Source organism: Allobosea sp. Root670 (assembly GCF_001429415.1).
Classification (GTDB): Bacteria; Pseudomonadota; Alphaproteobacteria; order Rhizobiales; family Beijerinckiaceae; genus Allobosea; species Allobosea robiniae.
On the sequence record NZ_LMJU01000001.1, the window covers coordinates 133622 to 153421 of the forward strand.

Below are 19800 nucleotides of genomic sequence, written 5' to 3' on the forward strand. Positions count from 1 at the left end.
GCTGATGCGTGAGTCCGATCGCCTATACCGGCATCATCGTCGCCATTACCGTGGTCCTGTTCGTCACGAACAAGGTGCCTGTCGTGCTCGTCGCGATGGGCACGGCGCTCGGCCTCTGGGCGACCGGCGTGCTCACCCTGCCTCAGGCGCTCGCCGGGCTTGGTGATCCCGCCGTCATCTTCATCGCCTCCCTGTTCGTCGTCAGCTCCGGGCTCGAGGTCACGGGTGTCACCGCCTGGGCCGGCCAGCTCCTGATCAAGGGGGCCGGAGAGGAAAGCCGGACGCGGCTCCTGCTGCTCATGATGGGGCTGGTGTCACTTCTGGTCGCGCTGATCAGCCTGAACGGTGCGGTCGCTGCGCTGCTGCCGGTCGTCGTCGTCACCGCCGTCCGCCTGCGACGCAACTCCTCGCAATTGCTGATGCCGCTGGTCTTCGCCGGACATGCCGGCTCAATGCTCGCTTTGACCGGCACACCGGTGAACGTGCTGGTTTCCGAGGCCGGGCTCGATGCCGGCGTCGGCGGCTTCGGCTTCTTCGAGTTCGCGCTGGCCGGCATCCCGCTGCTCGCCGGCACCATGGCGATCATCATCCTGTTCGGGGAGAAGCTTCTGCCCCAGCGCAACGGCGCGACCATGCCGGCCGATTTCAGCCGCCACGCCAGGACGCTGGTCGAGCAATACGGGCTGGCGAGCGGCGTCCATCAACTACGCGTCCGCGCGACCTGCCCCTATGTCGGGAAGCGCTCCGACGAAGTCGACCTCGGCACATGGTCCGGGCTCCAGCTCGTTGCGGTCCAGGACGGCGACACGGCCGGGCCGCTGCGTCGCACGACGATCGCCGAGGGAGACCATCTGCTGCTGCGCGGCGATGCCGAGGCCGCGGCCAATTTCGCGGCGCAGATGCACCTCGCGTTCCGCGAGGAAGGCGCGGGCGATGGCGAAGAAACCCTGTTCAACCGCCGCTCCGGCCTGGCCGAGGTGGTGATCCCGCCGCGCTCAGGCCTGATCGGCCAGACCGTGTTCCCCGGCATGGTCACCGAAAGCGGCGACCTGATCATCCTGGCCGTGCAACGCGGCGCGAGCGAGGCTCCAAACGCCGGCAAAACCAAGACGGCCGGCGTCGTGCTGCAGGCTGGCGACACCATGCTGCTGCAGGGCACCTGGAAGGCGCTCGACACCCATCTCGACGATCCCGACGTCCTCGTCGTCAGCTCCCCGGAACTGGTGCGGCGCCAGGCCGTGCCGATGGGTCCGGGCGCCAAGCAGGCGATCATCATCCTGTTCGCGATGGTCGTGATGCTGGCCACCGGCATCGTTCCGTCTGCCGTGGCGGGCCTGCTGGCGGCCGGTGCGATCATCCTCTGCGGCATCATGACCGTCGAGCAATCCTACCGCGCGATCAGCTGGACGACCGTGATCCTCGTCGGCGCGATGATGCCGCTCTCGACCGCGATGATCCAGACCGGCGCAGCGAAGATGCTGGCCGACCACCTCGTCTCGATGGTGGGCGACGCCGGGCCGACCGCGCTGCTCGCCGGCCTGTTCGTCCTGACCGCGGTGCTGGGCCAGCTCATCAGCAATACCGCGACGGCGCTGATCGTCATCCCGATCGGCGTCGCCGCAGCCACCGCCATGGGCATCTCGCCGCGGCCGGTGCTGATGAGCACGGCGGTCGCCGCAGCCGGCGCCTTCCTGACGCCGATTGCGACGCCGACCAATCTGATGGTGATGGGACCAGGCGGCTACGTCTTCAGCGATTACTGGAAACTCGGGTTGCCGCTGCTGATCTGGTTCTTCGTCGTGGCGGTCTTCATCGTGCCCCTGATCTGGCGCTTCTGAATTTTCGCAAGCAACCGAACGATGGCGGCACGCTCCGCTCGCTCTTTTAATTAGCCCCCGTCAATCAAAGGCACAGGCAGATCATCTTGCCGCTTCCACAAAAAACGAAGACACCGACTGGAGTTCGATTACCGAACTCTGCTCCGACCGGGAACGATCGCGAGCATTGGCATGGCAATGGTACCAGGAGCCATAGCTCCACCGAGCGCACATAACGATCAAGGTAATTGACGAGATGCAGATGGAACGCAGATCATTTTTGATTTCACTTGTCGGCGGCGTGCTGATTGCGGCGACAGCGAAGGCGGCGCCGGTCGAGACACGATCCGCAGTGGCGACAAGCGCGCTCGACACGCTGGATGCCGAATTCACGCAAGGCCCGCCGCAGCCGCGGTCACCGGGCGCGGCTACCCTTCCCGCTCGGCCAGAAAATCCGCGGCCGCGCCGGAAGAACTGGCATCGCTATCGCCAGCGCAACCGCCGGCCGCTGCCCCCGCCGCCCCGGCACCGCGGGCGCCGCTGACGGCAAATCGGAACAGCCTCTATCCCGTGTGCGGGAGCCAGCCCGTCAGCCTCGTGGGCCTGCACTCGGGCGCGCCGCGCGCCACACAAGCGGGCGAGCCGATGTCAAATCCGGCTCCAATCGCGGAGACCTGTCAGGACGGCGAGGCTGGGCGTCGTGGCCGCACACGGCCCCGGGAGCGGCGAAGGCGCGGGGCGCGCCATGGCTGGTTGTGCTGCCGGGGGCGAAACTGCCGCTTCCGATTATAGTACAGTTGCGGGCGTTGGCTGAATGCCACATCGACCTGGTCCAGCGCACGCGCCGTCCCTTCTGGCAGCGCTGCCTCGCCTGTCGCGGCAGCGCCGATGGCAATGTCGAACAAAGCCGAACCGGCCAGCCCGAGAAGTCCAGACAGAACCAGCCGTCTGCTCACCATATCATGCTTCTCCTGCCACCAGCGCACCGGGCGCCAGCCCGACATACGCCCCAAGCCAATCGGTCAGGTCTCTGCCCTCGGGCTCCCAAACTCCCGTCAGGCGAAGCAACGGGCCGGTCATTCCCGACGATCGTCGGGCCAGCGGGCTTGTTTCAGAACGTCAAGGGCAGCGCGCCTCGAACACGCGCCCATGGCGGTCACGATAAAGGCAGTTGTTCGGAGTGGTCGCCCGGCCAATCACGGCGCCCGTGACACCGCCCACAGCGGCACCGATCGCCGCTCCACGCCCACCTCCCGCAATGCCGCCAACGATGGCACCGGTCCCAGCGCCAATGGCCGCACCGCCGAGGGTCCGCTGATCGGCAGAATTGGCATTGCACCCCGCAAGAGCCAAGCCGATGACGAAGACTGCAATTTTCGCGCGCATCCCTGTCCGTCCTTCTCAAAATCAATGGGCCTTCGGCTTCGCAAGAAGCGGGTCCCACAATGATGGAACGCCATCGCAAGCGATCTTCCGAGGCTGCCGCAAGCCTAGGCTGCGCAACCGAAAATGCATCCGCAGAGAATCTCAGGGCCTGTACTCAACATCCCAACCTGTCCCCCCCGGCCTGCTGACGGCTTCATGGACCTGGCGGTTAGGCTGATGCAGCCGATCGTCGAGTGCCTGCAAACCACGTCGTCAAGCTAGGCTTGCGAACGCCCACGGGACCGAGTTCCGAGAGGCTCTCCATCGGTATCATCCCGTGGTTTGGTTGTGAGGTCGGCGTTCATGGCATCGTCAGTGCGACGGCGCGCGTTTCCGCTACGCGGTGGGCAGCATCCATGGGGTGACGCCGTTGTCGGCGATGAGCTTCTGGAACTGTCCGCTGGCGTACTGCGCTGGAGTTGGAGTCGACCCGGCTTCAGAAGACCTACAGCCCGGTCAACATCGCCACCGTCCGTGACGTCATGCCAGCCGTCGCGAAGGGCGCGCCAAATTCAGAAAGAACAAACCGAGGCGAAAAGTGTAATGAGCCTGCGCCGGAAAGTGTAGCGACCGGGCGGCCAAGCAAGCTAAGGCTTTGATTTATATGGCGCGGGCGACGGGGCTCGAACCCGCGACCTCCGGCGTGACAGGCCGGCCGAATATGGGCTGAGCGCGCAATCATTCGGAAATCCGTTCCACGGATGTCCCTCGGGATTTCCGATTCTTCCGAACGGCTTTTCCCCCTCGCTCCGGAGGGCAGCGCTTTGAAGGAGATTGTGATCGACAGCTTCGCTGGCGGCGGCGGGACAAGCGAAGGCATCAAGGCGGCTATCGGACGTGATCCAGACATCGCCGTGAACCACGATCGGTTCGCTCTGGCGATGCACCGGATCAACCATCCTGAGACGCATCACCTGGTGGAGGATGTGACCGAGATCGACTCAATCGGCATGTGCGCCGGTCAACCGGTCGGCATGTTGTGGATGTCGCCGGACTGCAAGGACCATTCGAAAGCCAAGGGCGGCAAGCCGCGCGACAAGAACATTCGTGGGCTGGCTTGGTCCTGCTTCGGCTGGGTCAAAAAGCTTCCGAGGTGGCAACGTCCGCGCGTCGTCTTCCTGGAAAACGTCGAAGAGTTTCAGGATTGGGCGCCGCTCACCCCTGACGGCAAGCGCTGCCCGATCCAGAAGGGCTCCATCTTCAAGGAGTTCGTAAAGGCATGGGAGGCGCTCGGCTACGTTGTCGAGTGGCGCGAGCGGCGAGCATGGTGGAGCGGTGCGGCGACCATTCGCAAGCGGCTCTACATGGTCATGCGGTGCGACGGTGAGCCGATCGTCTGGCCGGAACGGACCCATGGTAACCCGAACGATGCCGGCGACGCAGCGCTGATCGCCGCCGGGCAACTCCAGCCTTGGCGCACCGCCGCCGACATCATCGACTTCAGCCTGCCCTGCCCTTCGATCTTCGACACCTCGGCCGAGATCAAGGCCAAGCTCGGGATCCGCGCCAACCGGCCGCTGGCTGAGAACACCATGGCCCGGGTTGCCAAGGGCACCATGCGCTACGTCGTCAACGCGGCGAAGCCCTTCGTGGTCAAGGTGAACCACACCGGCCGGTCCGATGCTCGCGATCGCGACATTGATGCTCCGCTCGGCACGGTGACTGGCAAGCGCGACGACGCGCTCGTGACCCCATTTGTCACCTATGCCCAGCAGGGCGGCGGTAACCGCGATGCGGCCGAGCCGCTGCACACGATCACGGCTTCGGCGAAGGACCAGAATGCGATCGTCACGCCGTTCGTGACGAAGTTCGTCACCGGATCGACAGGGCACGCGATCGATGAGCCTGTTCACACCATCACAGCGCATGCCAGCGACACGCATGACGGCGGCGCGGCGCCCATGGGCATCGTGGCGCCGGTCTTGGTCGGCTGCGGAGGCAGGGCGGCACAGACAGAGCCCAGGCCCGGCGACGAGCCTATCCTGACGCAAACGGCGAAGGCTGACCTTTGCCTCGTCGCGCCGGTACTCACCTCCTACTACGGCCCAGGCCAAGGCAGCACTGATCGTTCTGCGCCGACCGGCGTCCCTCTGGCGACAGACACGGCCGGCGGGAACCGGCACGGCCTTGTGACCCCGTTTCTCGTCCCTCGCTATGGGGAGCGAACCGGCCAGGAGCCGCGCACCAGGTCGGTAGAGGAGCCGGCGCCGGTCATCGTGCCGACTGGGAACGAGGGCAGCCTTGCGGCCGTCCATCTGTCTCGGCAGTTCGGCGCGTCGGTTGGGTCGGACGCACAGGAGCCCGTCGGGACGATCACTGCCGGCGGCGCGGGCAAGGCGGCTGTGGTCGCGGCGTTCCTCGCGCAGCACAATGGCGGTCCTCGCCCGGGCGCCCCGGCTCATTCGGCTGAAGAGCCGCTGTCTACCATCGCAACGGCGGGTGCGCAGCAGCAGGTCGTCGCAGCCAGCATGCTCAACATGCGGGGAAGCGACCGGCGCGACGCCAGCGCGGAGGAGCCGCTTCGCACGGCATCGGCCGGCGGCAACCACGCCGCGACGGTCTATGCCTTCCTCGCGAAATACTTCGGAACCGGCCTTCCCTCGCAGTCAGTCGACGAGCCGCTGCACACCGTCTCTACGAAACCACGGCACGGCTTGGTGACAGTGACTGTCGCGGGCGTGGTCTACGCCATCGTCGATATCGGCATGCGGATGCTCACGCCCCGCGAGCGCTTCAACGCTCAGGGCTTCCGCGCCGATTACATCATCGATCGCGGCATCCTGGAGGATGGATCGCCGGTCAGCTTCACTCTCGAGCAGCAGGGCTACATGTGCGGGAACAGCGTCTGCCCGTCGGAAGCCGAGGCCCTCGTCGCTGCGAACTATCAGGCCCGTGACCGCGCCGGGCCGAAGCGCCCTGCCCCCATGCCGATGTTCTTGGAGGCTGCGGAATGACCCAGATCTTCCCTCCGAATGCGGACACCCCTGCCAAGCGCAGGTCGTTCCTCGAATACTATGTCGGCGTGCTGTCCCGAGAAGCTGACGCTCGCCCGCAGTTCGATTGCCAGTGGATGCGCGATGGCGCGGCTCGCGCTCTTCGTGAAGCCGAGGCGATCAATCCTGTCCCCGCACAAGGCGATCTCTTCGGGAGGGCCGCAGCATGAGCGGGGTCGACATTGCAGGGCTCGTGTCCGGGTGGCGCAAGGCCATGGAAGGCGTTTCGGCAGGGCCGTGGCGGCACTATCGCAACAAGTTGCGCCCGCAGTTCGGCGGAATCATCAACGAAGTCCAGTGCCGCTCGAAGACGCCTGTCGTTGCGTGGCCGGGGTTCGAAGACAGCAAGCGGAAAGAACCCAAGCACGCCATCAACGCCGCTTGGATCGCCCGCTGCTCGCCTTCCGGCATCTCCGCTCTTCTCGACGCCCTTCTCGCACAGGTCGCAGAGCTGGCGGAGGCGCGTCGGGAGGTTGGCCGGAAGCACGACGAGGCCAATCGCTACGTCAACGAAATGATCGCATGGCGGTCGGCTTTCCAGCGAGTGACGCCCGGTGGCTCGGAGTTCACCAGCCCTGAAGCCGTGCGGGATTGGGCCGACATGCTCAAGGAGCAGGTGTTCGAGGCCAACAAGAAGGCCGTGCTTTCCAAACGCCGCGCCGTCGAAGCCACCCGCCAGCGCGACGAAGCCCTAGCCGCCCTCAAAGCCTCGGAAGAGAGGGGGGAAAGGCTTTCTCAGGAGTTGGCATCCGCGCGCTGTCCTCAAGAACCTTGGCTGGCCACACCCGAGCGGATCACGCAGAAGTATCTGCGGCGCTACCCAACCAGCAAAGCGACGCGCTCGTGGGCCGGCTGCATGGTCCATATCTCCACGGAGCACGGCGTCTGGTGCATCAACGGCCAAGGTTACACTCGCGCCGGCAAGTTCGACGCTTGGGTGCTCCCCTTCGAGGAGGCGCGGGGGCATGTCGCACACTGCGGCCCGGAAAAGGAAGCCGCGTTCATCAAGGTGGTGCAGCCTATCGGTTCTGGCAGTCAGCTCGCGGATGCCACAAATAATCCCCCCTCCGATCCAGGGACGGAACAGAGGGAGGCGGGACGTGGCTGAGCACGAAAGCTGCATCGGCGGCTCGGACGATTGGTACACCCCTCGCGACATGCTGGATGCGATCGGGCTGACGTTCGATCTCGACCCTTGTTCTCCGGGCGCAGGCCATTGGGTGCCGGCGCGCCAGATCTACACGAAGGCAGATGACGGCCTCGCGCAGCCGTGGCGCGGGTTGGTCTTCATGAACCCACCCTTCGGCGGCAGAAACGGACATGTGCCATGGCTGGAGAGGTTCTTCGACCACCGCAACGGTATCGCCGTGGTCCGAGCCTACACCTCGTCCGAATGGTTCCACGAAACGGTGGCGCCGCGAGCGGAAGCCCTTCTGTTCCCGAAGGGCAAGACGCAGTTCATCCCGAGCGACGAGGTTCGCGAGCGTCTTGAGCGCGAGGCTGCCGCCAAGGGCAAGGTCTGGCGCAATGCTCCGGGCCACGGCGTCGTGCTGATCGGCATGGGCGATACCGCCATCAATTCCCTGCGCAACAGCGGACTAGGTCTCTTCATCGATCGCCGCGAAAACCTCACGGAGGCAGCATGACCGCGCCCGAAACGAACGACGCATCAACCCGGCCCCCGAATGTCCCAGCAGGAGCTACTCCCGGTCCTTGGAAACCGACGCCCGTCTGGCTGCGGTGGTTCGGCAAGCAGACGTATCGCCGCCTTTGGTACTGGGGGCACGTCGGCGGCTGTTTCGCTGAGTGGGAATATGGAGCCCGCCCATGACCACCCCCTCAACCTCCGCGCAGGGGCCGGTGGCCGAAGCTGTGATCGGCGACGATTATCAGAGGCCAGATCAAGACCATCCGACCTTTGGTATCACTATCACAAATGCTTGGCGCAATATTCGTGGCAAGCCACAGCCCCATGGCAACATGATCGAGGTCTATCGGACGAAGGAGGTTCGAGATCGCGTCCTCTATTTGCTTCAGACTTATGGGTTGGAAGGCACCTCCCCTGCCGCCATCCCGCGCGCCGAAAACACCGGCCGATACCTCGCCGAGACCAACGACGGGCGGCTCCTCTATCTCAACCACGCGAACCAGTGGCAGGAGATGCCCAACATCCTCGTCAAGCCCGCCTCTGAGCCTGCGGGCGGGGGTGTGCGGGAAGCTTTAGAGGACCTTATCGCTATCCTCGCTGGCGACACCCGGTCTTATGTGATCGAAGCGGTAGCTGCGGCCAAAGCCGCCCTCTCGTCCTCTGCCGGCCCTGCGGCGGAGAATTGGAAGGACGACCCGACCGCTGACGAACGGTGGAACGCCGGTTGCGACTTCGCGATGACGCGGCTGTGCGATTATCTCAAAGTCGATCCGGCTTCCGTCCGATGGGACGCCGCCACCGAGACGGTCGACGGCGACGTGTCGGCAGTGATCGGCAACATCTTTACCGCTCGCTTCGGAGAGGACTGGTCTCCTGCCGGCCCTGCGGTTGGGTGGGTTGGAGATATTACCCTCCAAGGGCTCAAGGCTGGCCGGGAAGGCAAAATCTACCCGGCGGAACCGTGCTCAATCGGAGCGACCGCCCTCTACGCGCATCCCGCGCCCGCCACGGTGGAGAGCGCGACATGGCACGCGCTCGACGAGGACGGCAACGCAGAGCTTCGCGTAAACGGCAAGCGGATCACCAGCTTCCCGAGCTACCCAGCCGCGCAAGAGGCAGCCGAACGGATCAACGCCGCCCTAGCGCCCGCGACCGAGGGGAGGAAGTCGTGAAGGGATCTGATTTTGATGTCGGCATCCGCGAGCTATCCTCACCTGAATTCTACATCGTGGATCTGCGGCACGATTGGTTGCGGCGTCCGTGCATCTCGTTCTGGCGACCGTCCAACGCAGGGTATGCGTACCCTCTGACTTGGTCTGGCCGCTACGGCGAAGAGCAGGTTCGTCATGGCTCGGGCTATGGCGCCTGCTACCGTAAAGAGGAGGGCGGCAAGCTGGTCCGGTTCGCGGTCGAATGCTCCGTCGTTGAAGCCATGGGCGTGCCGGCGCCCCCAAAGATAGTCGACAACGATGTCGGCCCCGTCGTGTTGAACACAGCGGCTAACCGCAAAGCCCTTCGTCTCGCGCATCTCCGCTCTGACAGTTCTGGCCGGAACCTCGCGGATGCGCACTCAAAAGACCCCTCCCGCCCCGCCATGCCGAAGGAGGAAGACACCCATGGGTAAGCTGACAAAGGCAAGACGTGAGATGCTGCAAGACCTGCTCGATGGTCCGAAGTCGGGGGCCGACCACTACCCACCCAACAAATGGGCTCTGGCCAACGGTTACGTGACCGCCTCGCCCGCGAAATACAGCGGCACGATCTTCACCATCACCCCCGCAGGCCGCGCCGCCTTGGAGCCCCGCGATGAGCGCTGAGCTGGACGAGAAGGCGACGACCGACGGCAGAACGCTCGCTCTGGTCGAGCTGCTGTCCATCCTCTGGCAGGAGCGCAGGGTCATTCAAGATATGGCGGAAGACCGCAATGTCTCGGATGCGGATTTGAGGTCGTTCTGCCGCCTGATCGCACTGCCGCCGACCCGCGAGGATTTGGCTTGGGCTATGAAGCAGATGGAGCAGACCCCGTGACCGAGGCCGAGATGCCCGACCATATTCCCGATACCGGCAAAATGGTCTCCGCCCCATGATCCGCCCCAACGGCTTCACCATCGGCCTCACCTTCATGGCACTGGTGCTGGTCGGGATATATGGGTGGCTGACAGGGGCCTGGCGATAACCTCTAGCCCAACTCGCCAAGCTCTAGCCTGAAGCATTCTTCTAGATGCCGGCTCCCGCTGCTTTCTCGTGGAACGCGAGACCCACTCGGCTATCTTGAAATGCCAGACGGACGATAACTAGGTCCGCGAGGCGCCGCGGGCGGGGGGGCTACTCGATAGGTGGGTTGCACGGCCTTTTGCCTTTGCTGGAGACCAAAAATTGCGGCGGCGGCACCTGCCGCGACCCCCAAATTGCGCAACCCAGCATCGTTGGATACAGAACCTTGGTTGCGGTTAGCTGGAGTTGGAGCAGGTTCTGCGCTCGGCTTATACACCAACTGAGTTCCATATGGGCCAGCTCCGCACTCGCCGCAGCAGTTCTCGCAGCCCTCTTGCCCAGAAAGAGAAGAACCGAAATAGGTACGACGCCCCCCTTGATTTGGAAATTCTGCACCAAAGCAGATTCTCTCTCCCTTTCGGCAGGACATTTTGTACTCAGTCATTTTCTCATCTTGCAGGACATATGCTTTGCCGAGCGCGGGCCAAACGCCCTTTGCCGGGCCGCGGTTTGAAAATCCCAAATTGAAAAAGCGAATATGAACAGTCTTCCCTGCCACATTCTTTATCTTAAATATTATTCCGTTTGGATTACTTTGCAATCGGCCACTCGCCGTTGCGAGTGATTTTTCGACCCTCTCACGCTCGTCTGATTTTCTTTTTTCCTCTGCTTCCCTCAGCTTGAACTCCCTTTCAATTTCTTCAGCACGTTCCTTTTCTTCGGCTTCAATCTTATTCCTCGCGAGTTTTATAGCATTAAAAGCATTGTGGTACGTCTTCGAGGAATCCTCCTGTTCCCGTTTTCGAAGCGCTTCTGAGGCTTCGACCGCCTTCAATACACCCGCGAAAGATTGCAGATTCGGAGGTATCTTGGAGTCATTAATTCCGGCAACGGTATCGAAAACGTTGTACTTATAATGACGACTCAGTTCGCCTGAGAAATGGCTCACAATTCCTGAAGCCAAAAATTTGATTATGGACTCGCCGTCGGGCGAATAATACGAATTTAACGTAATAAAACATGAACAACCAACATTCCAAACCAAATGATTTGAATAAAACTTGTCATTTTCTGCGAAAACAATTTTGCACTCTACCGCTATGTCCCATCTTTCAACCATTTTTCGAGATGCCTCGCTCGATCGCTTCGCGAGAGAATCGAAATCGCCCGCGCATACCTTTAACTCTGAAGCCCCCACGAACAATTGAGCAGTAACGTATGAAGAATAATCAGTCGCATCATTCTGCTTCAGATCGACCTTAACAGACCCATTAATAACCCTTCCGTATCCGTCGAACGGAAGCCCCAGAAACAATTCGATTCTTTTCTGGCCAAGCTTCACTTCAAACTCGGCAGATTCGGCCGAAGCGATTTGAACGAGGGAAAAAAGGGCAATAAAAATCAGTGCAACAAATCTCGCCATCAAGTAACGCTGGCTGCACGTCGAATTCGGGGCCCAGTCATGGCTCGGCTCAATCGGAATCGTAGACATCGAAACAAGTTCTCCTCTCGACAAACTTATTTCTATTTACACGGGAATCTATCGACTAGAGCGTCAATCAGGTGCCGCGGATAAGATGTAACTCTTTCGTCTTGGATCCATTTATTCTTAGAAACCCAGTTTTGCAGTAGAGGAAAAAAATCGTCGCTCCAGTTCAGAAAATTCGGCGGCGTACAGAAAAGCGGTTTTTGTCTTTGCTCAATGAGCCGAGCATTTACCCAACCGAGTGTCAGGCCAGAAAATTTTATCGGGCTTTTCAGCGCAGACGCCTCCTTTTCATCCAGAAGAACTTTCATCGTGGGGGCCTCTTGCGCAAAGCCGACCTGCATCCATGCACATAGAGTTAAGGTACATAATGTTAGTATAAACGTGCTTTTTTTGACTAATCCTGGTCTCACAGCTTTCCTGCCAGATTTCAGCGTTGAACGGGAATGTCACTTCCGCCGGCATTGTAGGCACCCGAAAGTGACCTTGCGTAAAATCGGAAATTCGATCAGAGCGAGCCGGGTTGTCAACACGCCGTCCGGCTCGATCACATATCGATAAGCATACGAGCACAGCCATTGCCACCCAACTGGCTGCGACGGGGGCTCTTCCGCCTAGCCGAGCCTCACCTGACTAAACAAGTGCAGAGCCGCATGCCGTGCCCCGCTACTCAGCATTACCGCGATAAGTCGGCTCCCAAGGGCTGTTAGAACAGATCGCCCTGCTTCGGCGGGTCGATCGTCGGAAACAGCTCGGTCGTATCCAGCTTCATGCCGCGTGCGACGATATCGAGCGAGCCATCAGGTAGCGGTCGCTGGAGCGCCCTCGCCTGCTCCCACGGCGCAGTCATCCAGGTCTCGCACTCCTCGGGCGTCGTCAGGATTACAGGCATCGCCTTCGGATGGACGGCGCCGACCTCGGCATTCGGATCAGTCGTCAGGAAGGCGTAGAGGTCGATGGTCTCTTCACCTGTCTTGATCTTGCGGACGCTTGTCCACTGCCGAGCCCAGATGCCGGCGAAGAACGCGGTCGGGCGCTCCTCGCCGAATGCGAACCAGACGTCCTGCTTCGTGCTCCAGTCGAACTCGCTGAAGCTGTTGAACGGCACGAGACAGCGGTTCTCGACGCCCAACCAGCGCAGCCAATGCTTGCTAGCAGTCCTTCTAACGTTCGTGGTGCCCTTGTCCGGCTCCATCCTCAGGATCTCGTCGAAATCTACATCTTTGCCCTTTGCGCGGAGTTTGTCCGCCCGTGCCGATGCCGCATCGAGCAGCGCCTTCTTCGACGACGGCATGCCCCAGCGCGTCATGGCCAGGCGCGGGCCGCCCTCGTCGTTCCTGACGATCGGTGCCGCGTAGTCCGGGAAGATTCCCGGCAGCGGCGGCACGTTTACGCCGGCATCGTCGAAGTTCGCGAACAGCTTCCTGATCGCCTCGACGTTCCGGGTGTGGCTGTAGAGATTGCACATAGAGCCTCCGCGGTCGGCCTATCCTGCATCCCGCGATGGCTCGAACAAGTCCCCCTGCGGAATCGGCGGCTTCGGCCGATGGTGGAACAGGTAGTAATCGCCGCCGTGGTCGACATCGCCGAGGTAAGGGCCGCTGACCTCGCAATCGTAGTGCTCGGCCATGGCGTTCAGCCAGTTCACCCCCGTCGTCGGGCTGAAGTCGTCCACGGAGCATCCGCCGATATGGCCTTTGTCTCGCGTCTCGATCAGCGAGGCCTTAACGCCCTCGATCGCCTCCGGATTGACGAATTCCGAGCTGATGTAGGCTTTCGGGTCAAAAGCCTGCTCGGCATCGTCAAACTTATTCTCCCCCAACGCGCTTCCGCCGGGGCTGCCGGCTCGGCTCTGCTGGTAGCTGCTCATCCTTGCCTCCCTCGATCAGGTTGAGCCCGACCATCGACGGCGGCAGATCGGGCGGGTCGGGCCGGAGCAGGTCGGGGCAGTAGCCGCCGCATCTCATCCCGTACTTCTGCGGCTTGCGGGCTGGGTTCCAAGGGCGCCACTCGCAGCCCTCCATGAAGGCGACGACGATCGACCCGATCGTGATCCGGCTGCCGTGTTTCGCTGCGATATCGGCAAGTTTGAAATTGCCACCCCGCCGGCACCAAGGGCACCGCAGGCGCACGACCACCCACGGATAGTCCCGCAGCGGCGTCTCTTCGTCCGGCGGCTTCATCGCTCATTCGGCCTCGCGGGCTGGCCGCGCTCCCTCCGAAAACCGACCGCGCAGGAAACCAAGTGAGGCTGCTCTGTCAGCGTCCCTCAGAAGCTCTTCGCGATTGTGAAGAAGCGCTCGGATCGCGGCGCGCGCGTCGCCTCCGAACTCCGCCAAGACGGAATCGATTTTGCCCTCCACGGGCTTTTGTTCAGGCGCCTGTTTTGGCACGGCTGATGACATGGCTTGCGTCCTCGGGTATGAGAACATTATGAGAACAAACTACATCAGGGAGTCAAGCCATGGCCAGCGTCGACACGTTCTTCCTCCAGCCCTTCAAGACACATCGGAAGCGCCTGGTACCGGCTCAGCGCGTGCTGGCGAAGACGAAGCATCATGCCCTGAATGAGGGCGAGCGCCTGGGCCGGACCGCGGAAGGCGTAGCCGTCATCCACGTGACCGCCGACGATGAAACCGGCGAGGTCAGCGCGCTCGACGTCCTGGCGCGCCACGGCGCAATCCCGGAGGAGTTCGAGGAGCAGATCAGGGCACTATGAAACGCAACCCGCGTCGCGCCTACAACAAGGACGGCAGCGAAATCCAGCCCGCCACCGTCGCGAGCCATATGGCCCTTGGGCGCCGGAGAATCGAGATCTACTGCAACGAATGCCATCACCATGCGAATGGCATCGATGCCAGCGGACTGCCGCCCGAGACGCCCATCCCGGATATCTGCCTGCGCTACCGCTGTTCTGTCTGCGGCTCGAAGAACCTTATGTCACGGGGCGACACCCATGAGCACTACGAGTTGATCGAAGCCGCCCGAAAGGGAACTATCTGATCTCGATCCAGTTCGCTCATCCAGGCTCAGCGCCATGGCCTGTGTGGCGGTGCATCCGCCCGATCAGGAGCGAAACATGACATCCAACGATGGCGAAAAAATTGGTTCCGCGAGTGAAGAATCGGGGGCTGGGCTGGTCTCCCGATTGCTCGAAATCATCGCGGCAGAAGGGCTGATCAAGCCCGACCTTTTGGATACCTGTGCCAAGGTCGATGAAATTGGATTCACGATCGACGACCTGACGCTTATCGGGAATGCCATCGAACGCGAATTCGACTGCGACATGATACCGGATGAGGCGATGCAGCGATGCCGAACGGTGCGCGAACTCGTCGTACTGATTGGCCGACGGATAAAAGACGCCGGCGCCGGCGATTGAGAGTTCTATGCGGCGCTCGAATCTGGCAGTTCGCCACGATGCCCTTTCCCCCAGACAACCCTCCGCACGTCTTCTCCATCCTCACCGGCCGCGAGGTCTCGACCTGGTCGGAAGAGTGGAAGCACGAATGCGAGGTCAGGTATCGGGCCAACATGTCGCTGGCGCAGAGGAATGAAGCTCTGGATGGCGTCAAGGACGGCATGCGTGGCGTTCGGCAAATCCGCGGCGATGCCGCCGTCGCGCAACTGCGCGCTGAGATCGATCGGTATGCCGCGCTGAAGGCTAGGCCCTGAAACGAGAAAGCCGCCATCCCGAAGGATGTCGGCGGCGTCACGATGCCTTCTTAGTTTTTCCTCGCGGCTGGAGGCTCCTGCGAAGCGCCTCCATGATATCGATGACGTTGCTTTCGCTCTCGCCGTCCACCTGCTTCGCTTTGCCCTTCCGGGTCGGCCGCAGCGCCTTCTTCTTTTCCGCAATGATGTCGAGCAGAGCGCTTTGAACCGGATCCGACACCATCGTCGGCGACCAAGGTTTGGTATGCCCCTTGATGAAGCTCTGCACGAGTGGGACTAAGCTTGCGTCGGCTTTCTCAGGGACTTCCGCGAAGTAGGAAGCTTCCGGCCTGACCTCATCGCCGAACCTAAGTGTCCAGACCACAATGCCCTCGCCGCGCGGCTCTAGCACGATTGCGCGCTCTCGCCTGCCGATGACGAGCCGTGAGATCCCCAGCACCTTGTCGGCCGCCATGGCGTCTCGGATCACCGCGAACGCTTCGTGGCCGACCGGATCGTCGGGCATCAGGTAGTGAGGCTTTTCGAGGTAGACCCATTCGATGCTGTCGCGCGGCACGAACTTCTCAATGTCGATCGTTTTGACCGTATCGAGTGCGACCGCGTCGAGCTCGTCATCGGTTAGCATGACGTAATCGTTCTCGCCGCGCGCGTAGCCCTTGATCTCGTCATCATCCTTGACCGGCTTACGCGTGACCGAGTCGACGTATTGAGAAACGACGCGGTTGCCGGTCGCCTTGTTCAAGGTGTGGAAGCGGACCTTCTCGCTTTCGGACGTGGCCGGCGACATTGCGACTGGGCAGGTGACGAGCGAGAGCTTGAGGTAGCCTTTCCAATAGGGACGCAAAGCCATGATGAATCTCCTCAACTCGCCTTGCGTTGCGGATGCCGTGAGGCCGGTGCCGACGCGCGCCTAGCGTTGGGAGCTGTCCCGCGATTGGCGTTTGCCGCCGGCCGAGTGTGCGCCCCCTCCGCCATCGCCTTGGCGCTTTCGCGAAGGGCGGCGAGAAGGTCATCCGGTTTCGAAACCTTGACCTGCTTGCGCTTCGGCACGGCCCTGCCTTCAATCTTGGCCTTGACCAAGTCCGCCAACGCGGCCTCGTATCGGTCGTCGAACTCCGCGGGGTCGAACGATCCCTTCTTCGTGGCGATGATGTGCTGTGCCAGCTCGAGCATCTCGCCTTTGATGCGAAGCTTGGGCATTTCCTCGAATGCCTTCTCCGACGAACGCACCTCGTAGTCGTACTGCAGGGTCGTCGCGATCAGACCCTTGCCGTGCGCTCGGATCAAAACCGTCCTGACGCGCCGGAAGAGCACGGTCTGCGCGAGGGCAGCGACCTTGGATTTCGCCATGGCGTCGCGCAGCGCGATGAATGCGTCGGAGGACAGCCGGTCGGTCGGCACGAGGTAATACGGCTTGTCGAAATAGACGTCATCGACATCGGAGCACGGGATGAAATTTTCGATGGCGAGCGTCTTGTTACTCTGGGGAATGGTGGCCGCGACCTCCTCCGGATCGATCATGACGTATTGGCCATTCTCGACCTCGAAGCCCTTGGTCTGGTCCTCGCGTTCCACCGGCTTGCCGGTCTCGCTGTCGACGAAGATTCGATTGACGCGATTTCCGGTAGGCTTGTTCAGCGTATGGAACGCGATGCGATCCGAAGTGCTGACGGCGGTGTAAAGCCCCACGCCGCAACTCACCTCGCCGAACTTGATGAAGCCTTTCCACTGCGCACGGTGACCAGCCATGGCGAACTCCTGACGCAACTCCACAACGAGTCGCGAACGGGCGGCGAGCGGAATCGTTCCTGCTACGGGTGATCTACGCTCAGAGGCGCCAGTGTCTGCTCATCCACCATGCGATGGCGACCACTGCCATCATGCCGCCGGCGATCAGTATCGGTTCCACTCCGCGCTCCTTCACAGGTAGCGTAACGGCGCGGAACGGCGGCGAAGCCCCCAAATGGTAAGAGATGCCTCAAATGAAAAAGGCCCGGCGCCGCGCGAGCAGGCCGGGCCAAGAGTTGATCGTCGGGGGCCTGTCCGCTAACTCGCTGCGAGTGCGACCGAGCGGGGCGGCGGATGTCAGGCAAGGTTCTTTGGATCGAGCGAATTGCGCCACGGCCTGGCGGCCCTGAGTATCCGCATCACTCGAAGAACGGGTATCAGCTGGCAGACCCGAAGCATGGTACTCGCCAGCATCTCGCGGCGAATGCGATCTTCGCCCAAACCCTCGAAGAAGCCGCAGCTCTGATAGAGCGCGGATTTTGGATCTGGATGAGCCAACCCGGCAAGCGGCCATCGCTCATCTCGCCAGACGCAGTTTGGGTTGAATACGCAAGACAAAAAAACCCCCGCCAGCCGGAGCTGACGGGGCCGAGTTTTGAATCTGTCCGAGGTGGTACGGGAGATTAGGGGAACGCGATCGCTGGCATCATGTTCCGCGTCTTCGCCGTGCGGGCGTGGTCTCTCCGAGGTGCTTCAGCATCTCCTGCGCCATCAGCTCGGCGCGACGGACAATCTCGGCGTCTTCGGCGCGCTCCTGGCTGAGAAGCAGCATCTTCTCCAGAGCTGCGGCCGTGCGCTCAGCGGCATCTGCGGACCTGCCCTGCGCCGTGGCGAGATCGCGAATGGGCTGCATGTCGGCGATTGAAAGGCCAGGGATGATACGGTCACCACTGGCAGTCGTCGGGCTCTTCAGCTCCTTCAGGTATTTCCAGATGCCCAGGATGCCGATGCCGACGCCGGCGACGACCGTAGCGACGATATTCTCGGTGGTGAGTGCGCTAGCGTCCATCCGATACGGCCTTGTCCATGCCCGCGGCATCCTTGGTCGCCGCGACGATGTTCATCGCGTCGAGCACAAGCAGGCCGGGGTACACAGCAAGGCCAGTCGTCGCCGCGTCGGATGCCCAGAGGCCGAAGCTGATCTGGAACCAGAGAAAGCAGGTTAGGAAGGATGCCAGCGCCCGGACGTGCGGCGACCATCTGCCGTACCAGGTGCCGGCGAACGTGCCGTTGATGATGAGCGCCAGCAGGCGGAAAGTGCCAACACCGATCGCGAACCAGCCCCAGGCGCCTTCGCTCATCATGGCCGCCATCTGCGACCATGCGCGGTTGCCGGCGAAGGTTGATGCCGGCGAGATCAATATCCAACCCCACGCGACCATGATGCCGGCCAGGACCCATTCGGATCGGCGGGCCGGGAAATGGTCGGCGATCCCGAGATAGAGCCGCGTCGGTAGCGGATGATTCCGGTATGGCATCATGCTCCCGCCTTCCAGCCGCAGGCCCCAACCCCTTTGGCGTTGTGCTGATCGACCTGCGAGCGCGTCTCCAGGGTGTCCCGAGAAGAGCCGTAGATCGGCGCGAAGATCCGGCAGCCGTCAGTCACGGTCGAACTGCTGCACGCGGCTGCGGTCAGCGCCACCGCGCAGGCGATCAACCTCTTTACGTGCCGCATCGGCCTGCTCCTGTTGCTTGCGTTCGATTTCGACGAGTGCGCCGGCGGCGCCTTCCCGGCGCTGCTGGCAGCCATAAATGCCGCCGGCGAGCAGGAGGCCGAGGACAGCCCAGGCCTGCCATGGCGTGTTGCGGGCAGCGGCGGCGAGCGCGACCAGGACAGTCATGCCGCGACACCGGCAGGCAGATCGAGCGCGTCAGCGAGGCGCTTCGCCTTCCGGCTCGCATACCAGCGATAGGCGACGCCGCCGGCTGTCAGCACCACGCCGGTAATGACCAGGGCCGTGACCACATTCGCGATCCAGGTCGAGCCCGCAGCCAGCGGATCGAGAGTCTGCCGCGCCTGCTCCAGCACGCCGCCGAGCGTTCCGGTACCGACACCGGCGCCGGTAGCCGCATCGGCCGCGCCCTTGCCGGGCAAAGGCTTTGCCTGGTCGATCGTCGCCTTGGCATTGCCGCCGGTGAAGGTCGGCTGCGGCCCGACCGAGCCCGTCGCCCAGGCCTGTCCGATCTGCTGAACCTGCGCCACGCGCGCCGACCAGCCCTTGCGAAAGGTCGGCCAGATCCTCAGCGCCTGCAGGAAGGCGATACGGCGATCCAGCATGGCAGCGATCAGTCGGTCGTGATCCGGATGGCGCTCGATCGCAGCGAGGGTCGCCTCGCCGATCTGGCCGTCGACCTTGATCGAGCCGAGCGCGCGCTGCAGCCATTTCACAGCCTGCTCCGGCCCCGAATTCACGGCACCATCGAACACCGCATAGTCGACCCCGGCCGGCAGCTTGTCGCCCTTGACGGCATTCCAATACTGGCGGCGATAGATGTCCTGCAGCTCGTTCTCGTCGATCAGCCGAACCGAACGTTTTGAGACGTGGCGTCGCTGTCGATAGGCGTCATAGACGCGCTGCGTCACGCCCTTCATCGTGGCGCCACCGGGATCAGCAGGATGGTTCGAGAAGCCACCTTCATGCACCAGGGCGCGCGAAAGCGCCGGCGCGAAATTCTGCGCAGTCATTTAGATGCTCCGAGCATGAAAAGCCCGCGGTGCGGCGAGCGGAATCAAGGCCCTCAAGAAAATGGGGA

25 protein-coding genes are annotated in these 19800 nt (G+C 62.4%); 14 read left to right on the forward strand and 11 right to left on the reverse strand.

Annotated elements, in window-relative coordinates:
* Positions 1-8 precede the first annotated feature (8 nt).
* Both ASE61_RS00550 and ASE61_RS26225 read left to right on the forward strand, forming a co-directional pair.
* Positions 9-1838, forward strand: coding sequence for an SLC13 family permease (locus ASE61_RS00550; RefSeq protein ID WP_061963633.1), 1830 nt, complete (start codon positions 9-11; stop codon positions 1836-1838).
* A 235-nt stretch (positions 1839-2073) separates the two neighbouring features.
* Positions 2074-2361: a hypothetical protein gene (locus ASE61_RS26225; RefSeq protein ID WP_156406939.1), complete on the forward strand. Its 288-nt coding sequence runs from the start codon at positions 2074-2076 to the stop codon at positions 2359-2361.
* A 575-nt stretch (positions 2362-2936) separates the two neighbouring features.
* Here the strand turns inward: ASE61_RS26225 and ASE61_RS25815 are convergent.
* Positions 2937-3203, reverse strand: coding sequence for a YMGG-like glycine zipper-containing protein (locus ASE61_RS25815; protein ID WP_082616993.1), 267 nt, complete (start codon positions 3201-3203; stop codon positions 2937-2939).
* 803 nt (positions 3204-4006) lie between these two features.
* Here ASE61_RS25815 and ASE61_RS00555 point away from each other — a divergent pair.
* The 8 genes from ASE61_RS00555 (at position 4007) to ASE61_RS00590 (ending at position 9911) form a co-directional block, all read left to right on the forward strand.
* A complete protein-coding gene (locus ASE61_RS00555) occupies positions 4007-6196 on the forward strand; it encodes a DNA cytosine methyltransferase (RefSeq protein ID WP_061965443.1) in 2190 nt (729 codons plus the stop codon).
* Positions 6193-6405 (forward strand): hypothetical protein, encoded by a 213-nt coding sequence (locus ASE61_RS00560; RefSeq protein WP_061963636.1) that lies wholly within the window; start codon positions 6193-6195, stop codon positions 6403-6405. Before ASE61_RS00555 ends, ASE61_RS00560 begins: the two co-directional genes overlap by 4 nt.
* Complete coding sequence (locus ASE61_RS26230; protein WP_061963638.1) at positions 6402-7343, forward strand: hypothetical protein; 942 nt, start codon at positions 6402-6404, stop codon at positions 7341-7343. The genes ASE61_RS00560 and ASE61_RS26230 overlap by 4 nt, the downstream gene beginning before the upstream one ends.
* Positions 7336-7881, forward strand: coding sequence for a DNA N-6-adenine-methyltransferase (locus ASE61_RS00570; protein WP_061963640.1), 546 nt, complete (start codon positions 7336-7338; stop codon positions 7879-7881). The genes ASE61_RS26230 and ASE61_RS00570 overlap by 8 nt, the downstream gene beginning before the upstream one ends.
* 181 nt (positions 7882-8062) lie before the next feature.
* The gene (locus ASE61_RS00575) at positions 8063-9055 is read left to right on the forward strand and encodes a hypothetical protein (protein WP_061963642.1); all 993 of its coding nucleotides are present in this window, start codon (positions 8063-8065) and stop codon (positions 9053-9055) included.
* Positions 9052-9507, forward strand: coding sequence for a hypothetical protein (locus tag ASE61_RS00580; RefSeq protein ID WP_061963644.1), 456 nt, complete (start codon positions 9052-9054; stop codon positions 9505-9507). The genes ASE61_RS00575 and ASE61_RS00580 overlap by 4 nt, the downstream gene beginning before the upstream one ends.
* Entirely contained in the window at positions 9500-9700 is a 201-nt protein-coding gene (locus ASE61_RS00585; RefSeq protein ID WP_061963646.1) for a hypothetical protein, read from the forward strand. Before ASE61_RS00580 ends, ASE61_RS00585 begins: the two co-directional genes overlap by 8 nt.
* Positions 9690-9911, forward strand: a complete 222-nt coding sequence (locus ASE61_RS00590; protein ID WP_061963648.1) for a hypothetical protein — start codon at positions 9690-9692, stop codon at positions 9909-9911. The genes ASE61_RS00585 and ASE61_RS00590 overlap by 11 nt, the downstream gene beginning before the upstream one ends.
* 238 nt (positions 9912-10149) lie before the next feature.
* On the opposite strand, the gene ASE61_RS26235 is transcribed toward ASE61_RS00590, so the two are convergent.
* The 4 genes from ASE61_RS26235 to ASE61_RS00605 form a co-directional block, all read right to left on the reverse strand.
* Positions 10150-11589: a hypothetical protein gene (locus ASE61_RS26235; RefSeq protein WP_156406941.1), complete on the reverse strand. Its 1440-nt coding sequence runs from the start codon at positions 11587-11589 to the stop codon at positions 10150-10152.
* A 700-nt stretch (positions 11590-12289) separates the two neighbouring features.
* Positions 12290-13051 carry an SOS response-associated peptidase gene (locus tag ASE61_RS00595; protein WP_061963650.1) on the reverse strand — a complete coding sequence of 254 codons (762 nt, stop codon included), beginning with the start codon at positions 13049-13051 and terminating at the stop codon, positions 12290-12292.
* An 18-nt stretch (positions 13052-13069) separates the two neighbouring features.
* Positions 13070-13453, reverse strand: a complete 384-nt coding sequence (locus ASE61_RS00600; protein ID WP_162260044.1) for a hypothetical protein — start codon at positions 13451-13453, stop codon at positions 13070-13072.
* Complete coding sequence (locus ASE61_RS00605; RefSeq protein WP_061963655.1) at positions 13392-13766, reverse strand: hypothetical protein; 375 nt, start codon at positions 13764-13766, stop codon at positions 13392-13394. Before ASE61_RS00605 ends, ASE61_RS00600 begins: the two co-directional genes overlap by 62 nt.
* 281 nt (positions 13767-14047) lie before the next feature.
* On the opposite strand from ASE61_RS00605, the gene ASE61_RS00610 reads away from it, so the two are divergent.
* The 4 genes from ASE61_RS00610 to ASE61_RS00625 all read left to right on the forward strand — a co-directional run bounded on the left by ASE61_RS00610 (position 14048) and on the right by ASE61_RS00625 (position 15258).
* Positions 14048-14302, forward strand: coding sequence for a hypothetical protein (locus tag ASE61_RS00610; RefSeq protein ID WP_061963657.1), 255 nt, complete (start codon positions 14048-14050; stop codon positions 14300-14302).
* A complete protein-coding gene (locus ASE61_RS00615) occupies positions 14299-14586 on the forward strand; it encodes a hypothetical protein (protein WP_061963659.1) in 288 nt (95 codons plus the stop codon). Before ASE61_RS00610 ends, ASE61_RS00615 begins: the two co-directional genes overlap by 4 nt.
* A 76-nt stretch (positions 14587-14662) precedes the next feature.
* Positions 14663-14965, forward strand: a complete 303-nt coding sequence (locus ASE61_RS00620; RefSeq protein ID WP_156406942.1) for a hypothetical protein — start codon at positions 14663-14665, stop codon at positions 14963-14965.
* Positions 14966-15003: 38 nt separating this feature from the next.
* Entirely contained in the window at positions 15004-15258 is a 255-nt protein-coding gene (locus ASE61_RS00625) for a hypothetical protein (RefSeq protein ID WP_061963663.1), read from the forward strand.
* Between the two features lie 37 nt (positions 15259-15295).
* Here ASE61_RS00625 and ASE61_RS00630 read toward each other — a convergent pair whose 3' ends face one another.
* From ASE61_RS00630 to ASE61_RS00655, 6 genes are all read right to left on the reverse strand, one after another.
* Positions 15296-16108, reverse strand: a complete 813-nt coding sequence (locus ASE61_RS00630) for a Ku protein (protein WP_061963665.1) — start codon at positions 16106-16108, stop codon at positions 15296-15298.
* 11 nt (positions 16109-16119) lie between these two features.
* Entirely contained in the window at positions 16120-17007 is an 888-nt protein-coding gene (locus ASE61_RS00635) for a Ku protein (protein ID WP_061963667.1), read from the reverse strand.
* Between the two features lie 685 nt (positions 17008-17692).
* Complete coding sequence (locus tag ASE61_RS00640) at positions 17693-18055, reverse strand: hypothetical protein (RefSeq protein WP_061963669.1); 363 nt, start codon at positions 18053-18055, stop codon at positions 17693-17695.
* On the reverse strand, positions 18045-18407 hold the full coding sequence (locus ASE61_RS00645; protein WP_162260045.1) for a hypothetical protein: 363 nt from the start codon (positions 18405-18407) through the stop codon (positions 18045-18047). Before ASE61_RS00645 ends, ASE61_RS00640 begins: the two co-directional genes overlap by 11 nt.
* 237 nt (positions 18408-18644) lie before the next feature.
* On the reverse strand, positions 18645-18887 hold the full coding sequence (locus ASE61_RS00650) for a hypothetical protein (protein WP_061963673.1): 243 nt from the start codon (positions 18885-18887) through the stop codon (positions 18645-18647).
* A complete protein-coding gene (locus ASE61_RS00655) occupies positions 18884-19732 on the reverse strand; it encodes a glycoside hydrolase family 108 protein (RefSeq protein ID WP_061963675.1) in 849 nt (282 codons plus the stop codon). Before ASE61_RS00655 ends, ASE61_RS00650 begins: the two co-directional genes overlap by 4 nt.
* Positions 19733-19800: the final 68 nt, after the last annotated feature.

Coding starts and splice junctions, on each gene's coding strand:
- ASE61_RS00560 (WP_061963636.1), top strand. CDS start 6,193: ATGACCCAGATCTTCCCTCCGAATGCGGACACCCCTGCCAAGCGCAGG.
- ASE61_RS00585 (WP_061963646.1), top strand. CDS start 9,500: ATGGGTAAGCTGACAAAGGCAAGACGTGAGATGCTGCAAGACCTGCTC.
- ASE61_RS00595 (WP_061963650.1), bottom strand. CDS start 13,051: ATGTGCAATCTCTACAGCCACACCCGGAACGTCGAGGCGATCAGGAAG.
- ASE61_RS00605 (WP_061963655.1), bottom strand. CDS start 13,766: ATGAAGCCGCCGGACGAAGAGACGCCGCTGCGGGACTATCCGTGGGTG.
- ASE61_RS00615 (WP_061963659.1), top strand. CDS start 14,299: ATGAAACGCAACCCGCGTCGCGCCTACAACAAGGACGGCAGCGAAATC.
- ASE61_RS26225 (WP_156406939.1), top strand. CDS start 2,074: ATGCAGATGGAACGCAGATCATTTTTGATTTCACTTGTCGGCGGCGTG.
- ASE61_RS00640 (WP_061963669.1), bottom strand. CDS start 18,055: ATGGACGCTAGCGCACTCACCACCGAGAATATCGTCGCTACGGTCGTC.
- ASE61_RS00630 (WP_061963665.1), bottom strand. CDS start 16,108: ATGGCTTTGCGTCCCTATTGGAAAGGCTACCTCAAGCTCTCGCTCGTC.
- ASE61_RS00650 (WP_061963673.1), bottom strand. CDS start 18,887: ATGACTGTCCTGGTCGCGCTCGCCGCCGCTGCCCGCAACACGCCATGG.
- ASE61_RS26230 (WP_061963638.1), top strand. CDS start 6,402: ATGAGCGGGGTCGACATTGCAGGGCTCGTGTCCGGGTGGCGCAAGGCC.
- ASE61_RS00635 (WP_061963667.1), bottom strand. CDS start 17,007: ATGGCTGGTCACCGTGCGCAGTGGAAAGGCTTCATCAAGTTCGGCGAG.
- ASE61_RS00625 (WP_061963663.1), top strand. CDS start 15,004: ATGCCCTTTCCCCCAGACAACCCTCCGCACGTCTTCTCCATCCTCACC.
- ASE61_RS00620 (WP_156406942.1), top strand. CDS start 14,663: ATGACATCCAACGATGGCGAAAAAATTGGTTCCGCGAGTGAAGAATCG.
- ASE61_RS00655 (WP_061963675.1), bottom strand. CDS start 19,732: ATGACTGCGCAGAATTTCGCGCCGGCGCTTTCGCGCGCCCTGGTGCAT.
- ASE61_RS00610 (WP_061963657.1), top strand. CDS start 14,048: ATGGCCAGCGTCGACACGTTCTTCCTCCAGCCCTTCAAGACACATCGG.
- ASE61_RS26235 (WP_156406941.1), bottom strand. CDS start 11,589: ATGTCTACGATTCCGATTGAGCCGAGCCATGACTGGGCCCCGAATTCG.
- ASE61_RS00590 (WP_061963648.1), top strand. CDS start 9,690: ATGAGCGCTGAGCTGGACGAGAAGGCGACGACCGACGGCAGAACGCTC.
- ASE61_RS25815 (WP_082616993.1), bottom strand. CDS start 3,203: ATGCGCGCGAAAATTGCAGTCTTCGTCATCGGCTTGGCTCTTGCGGGG.
- ASE61_RS00575 (WP_061963642.1), top strand. CDS start 8,063: ATGACCACCCCCTCAACCTCCGCGCAGGGGCCGGTGGCCGAAGCTGTG.
- ASE61_RS00600 (WP_162260044.1), bottom strand. CDS start 13,453: ATGAGCAGCTACCAGCAGAGCCGAGCCGGCAGCCCCGGCGGAAGCGCG.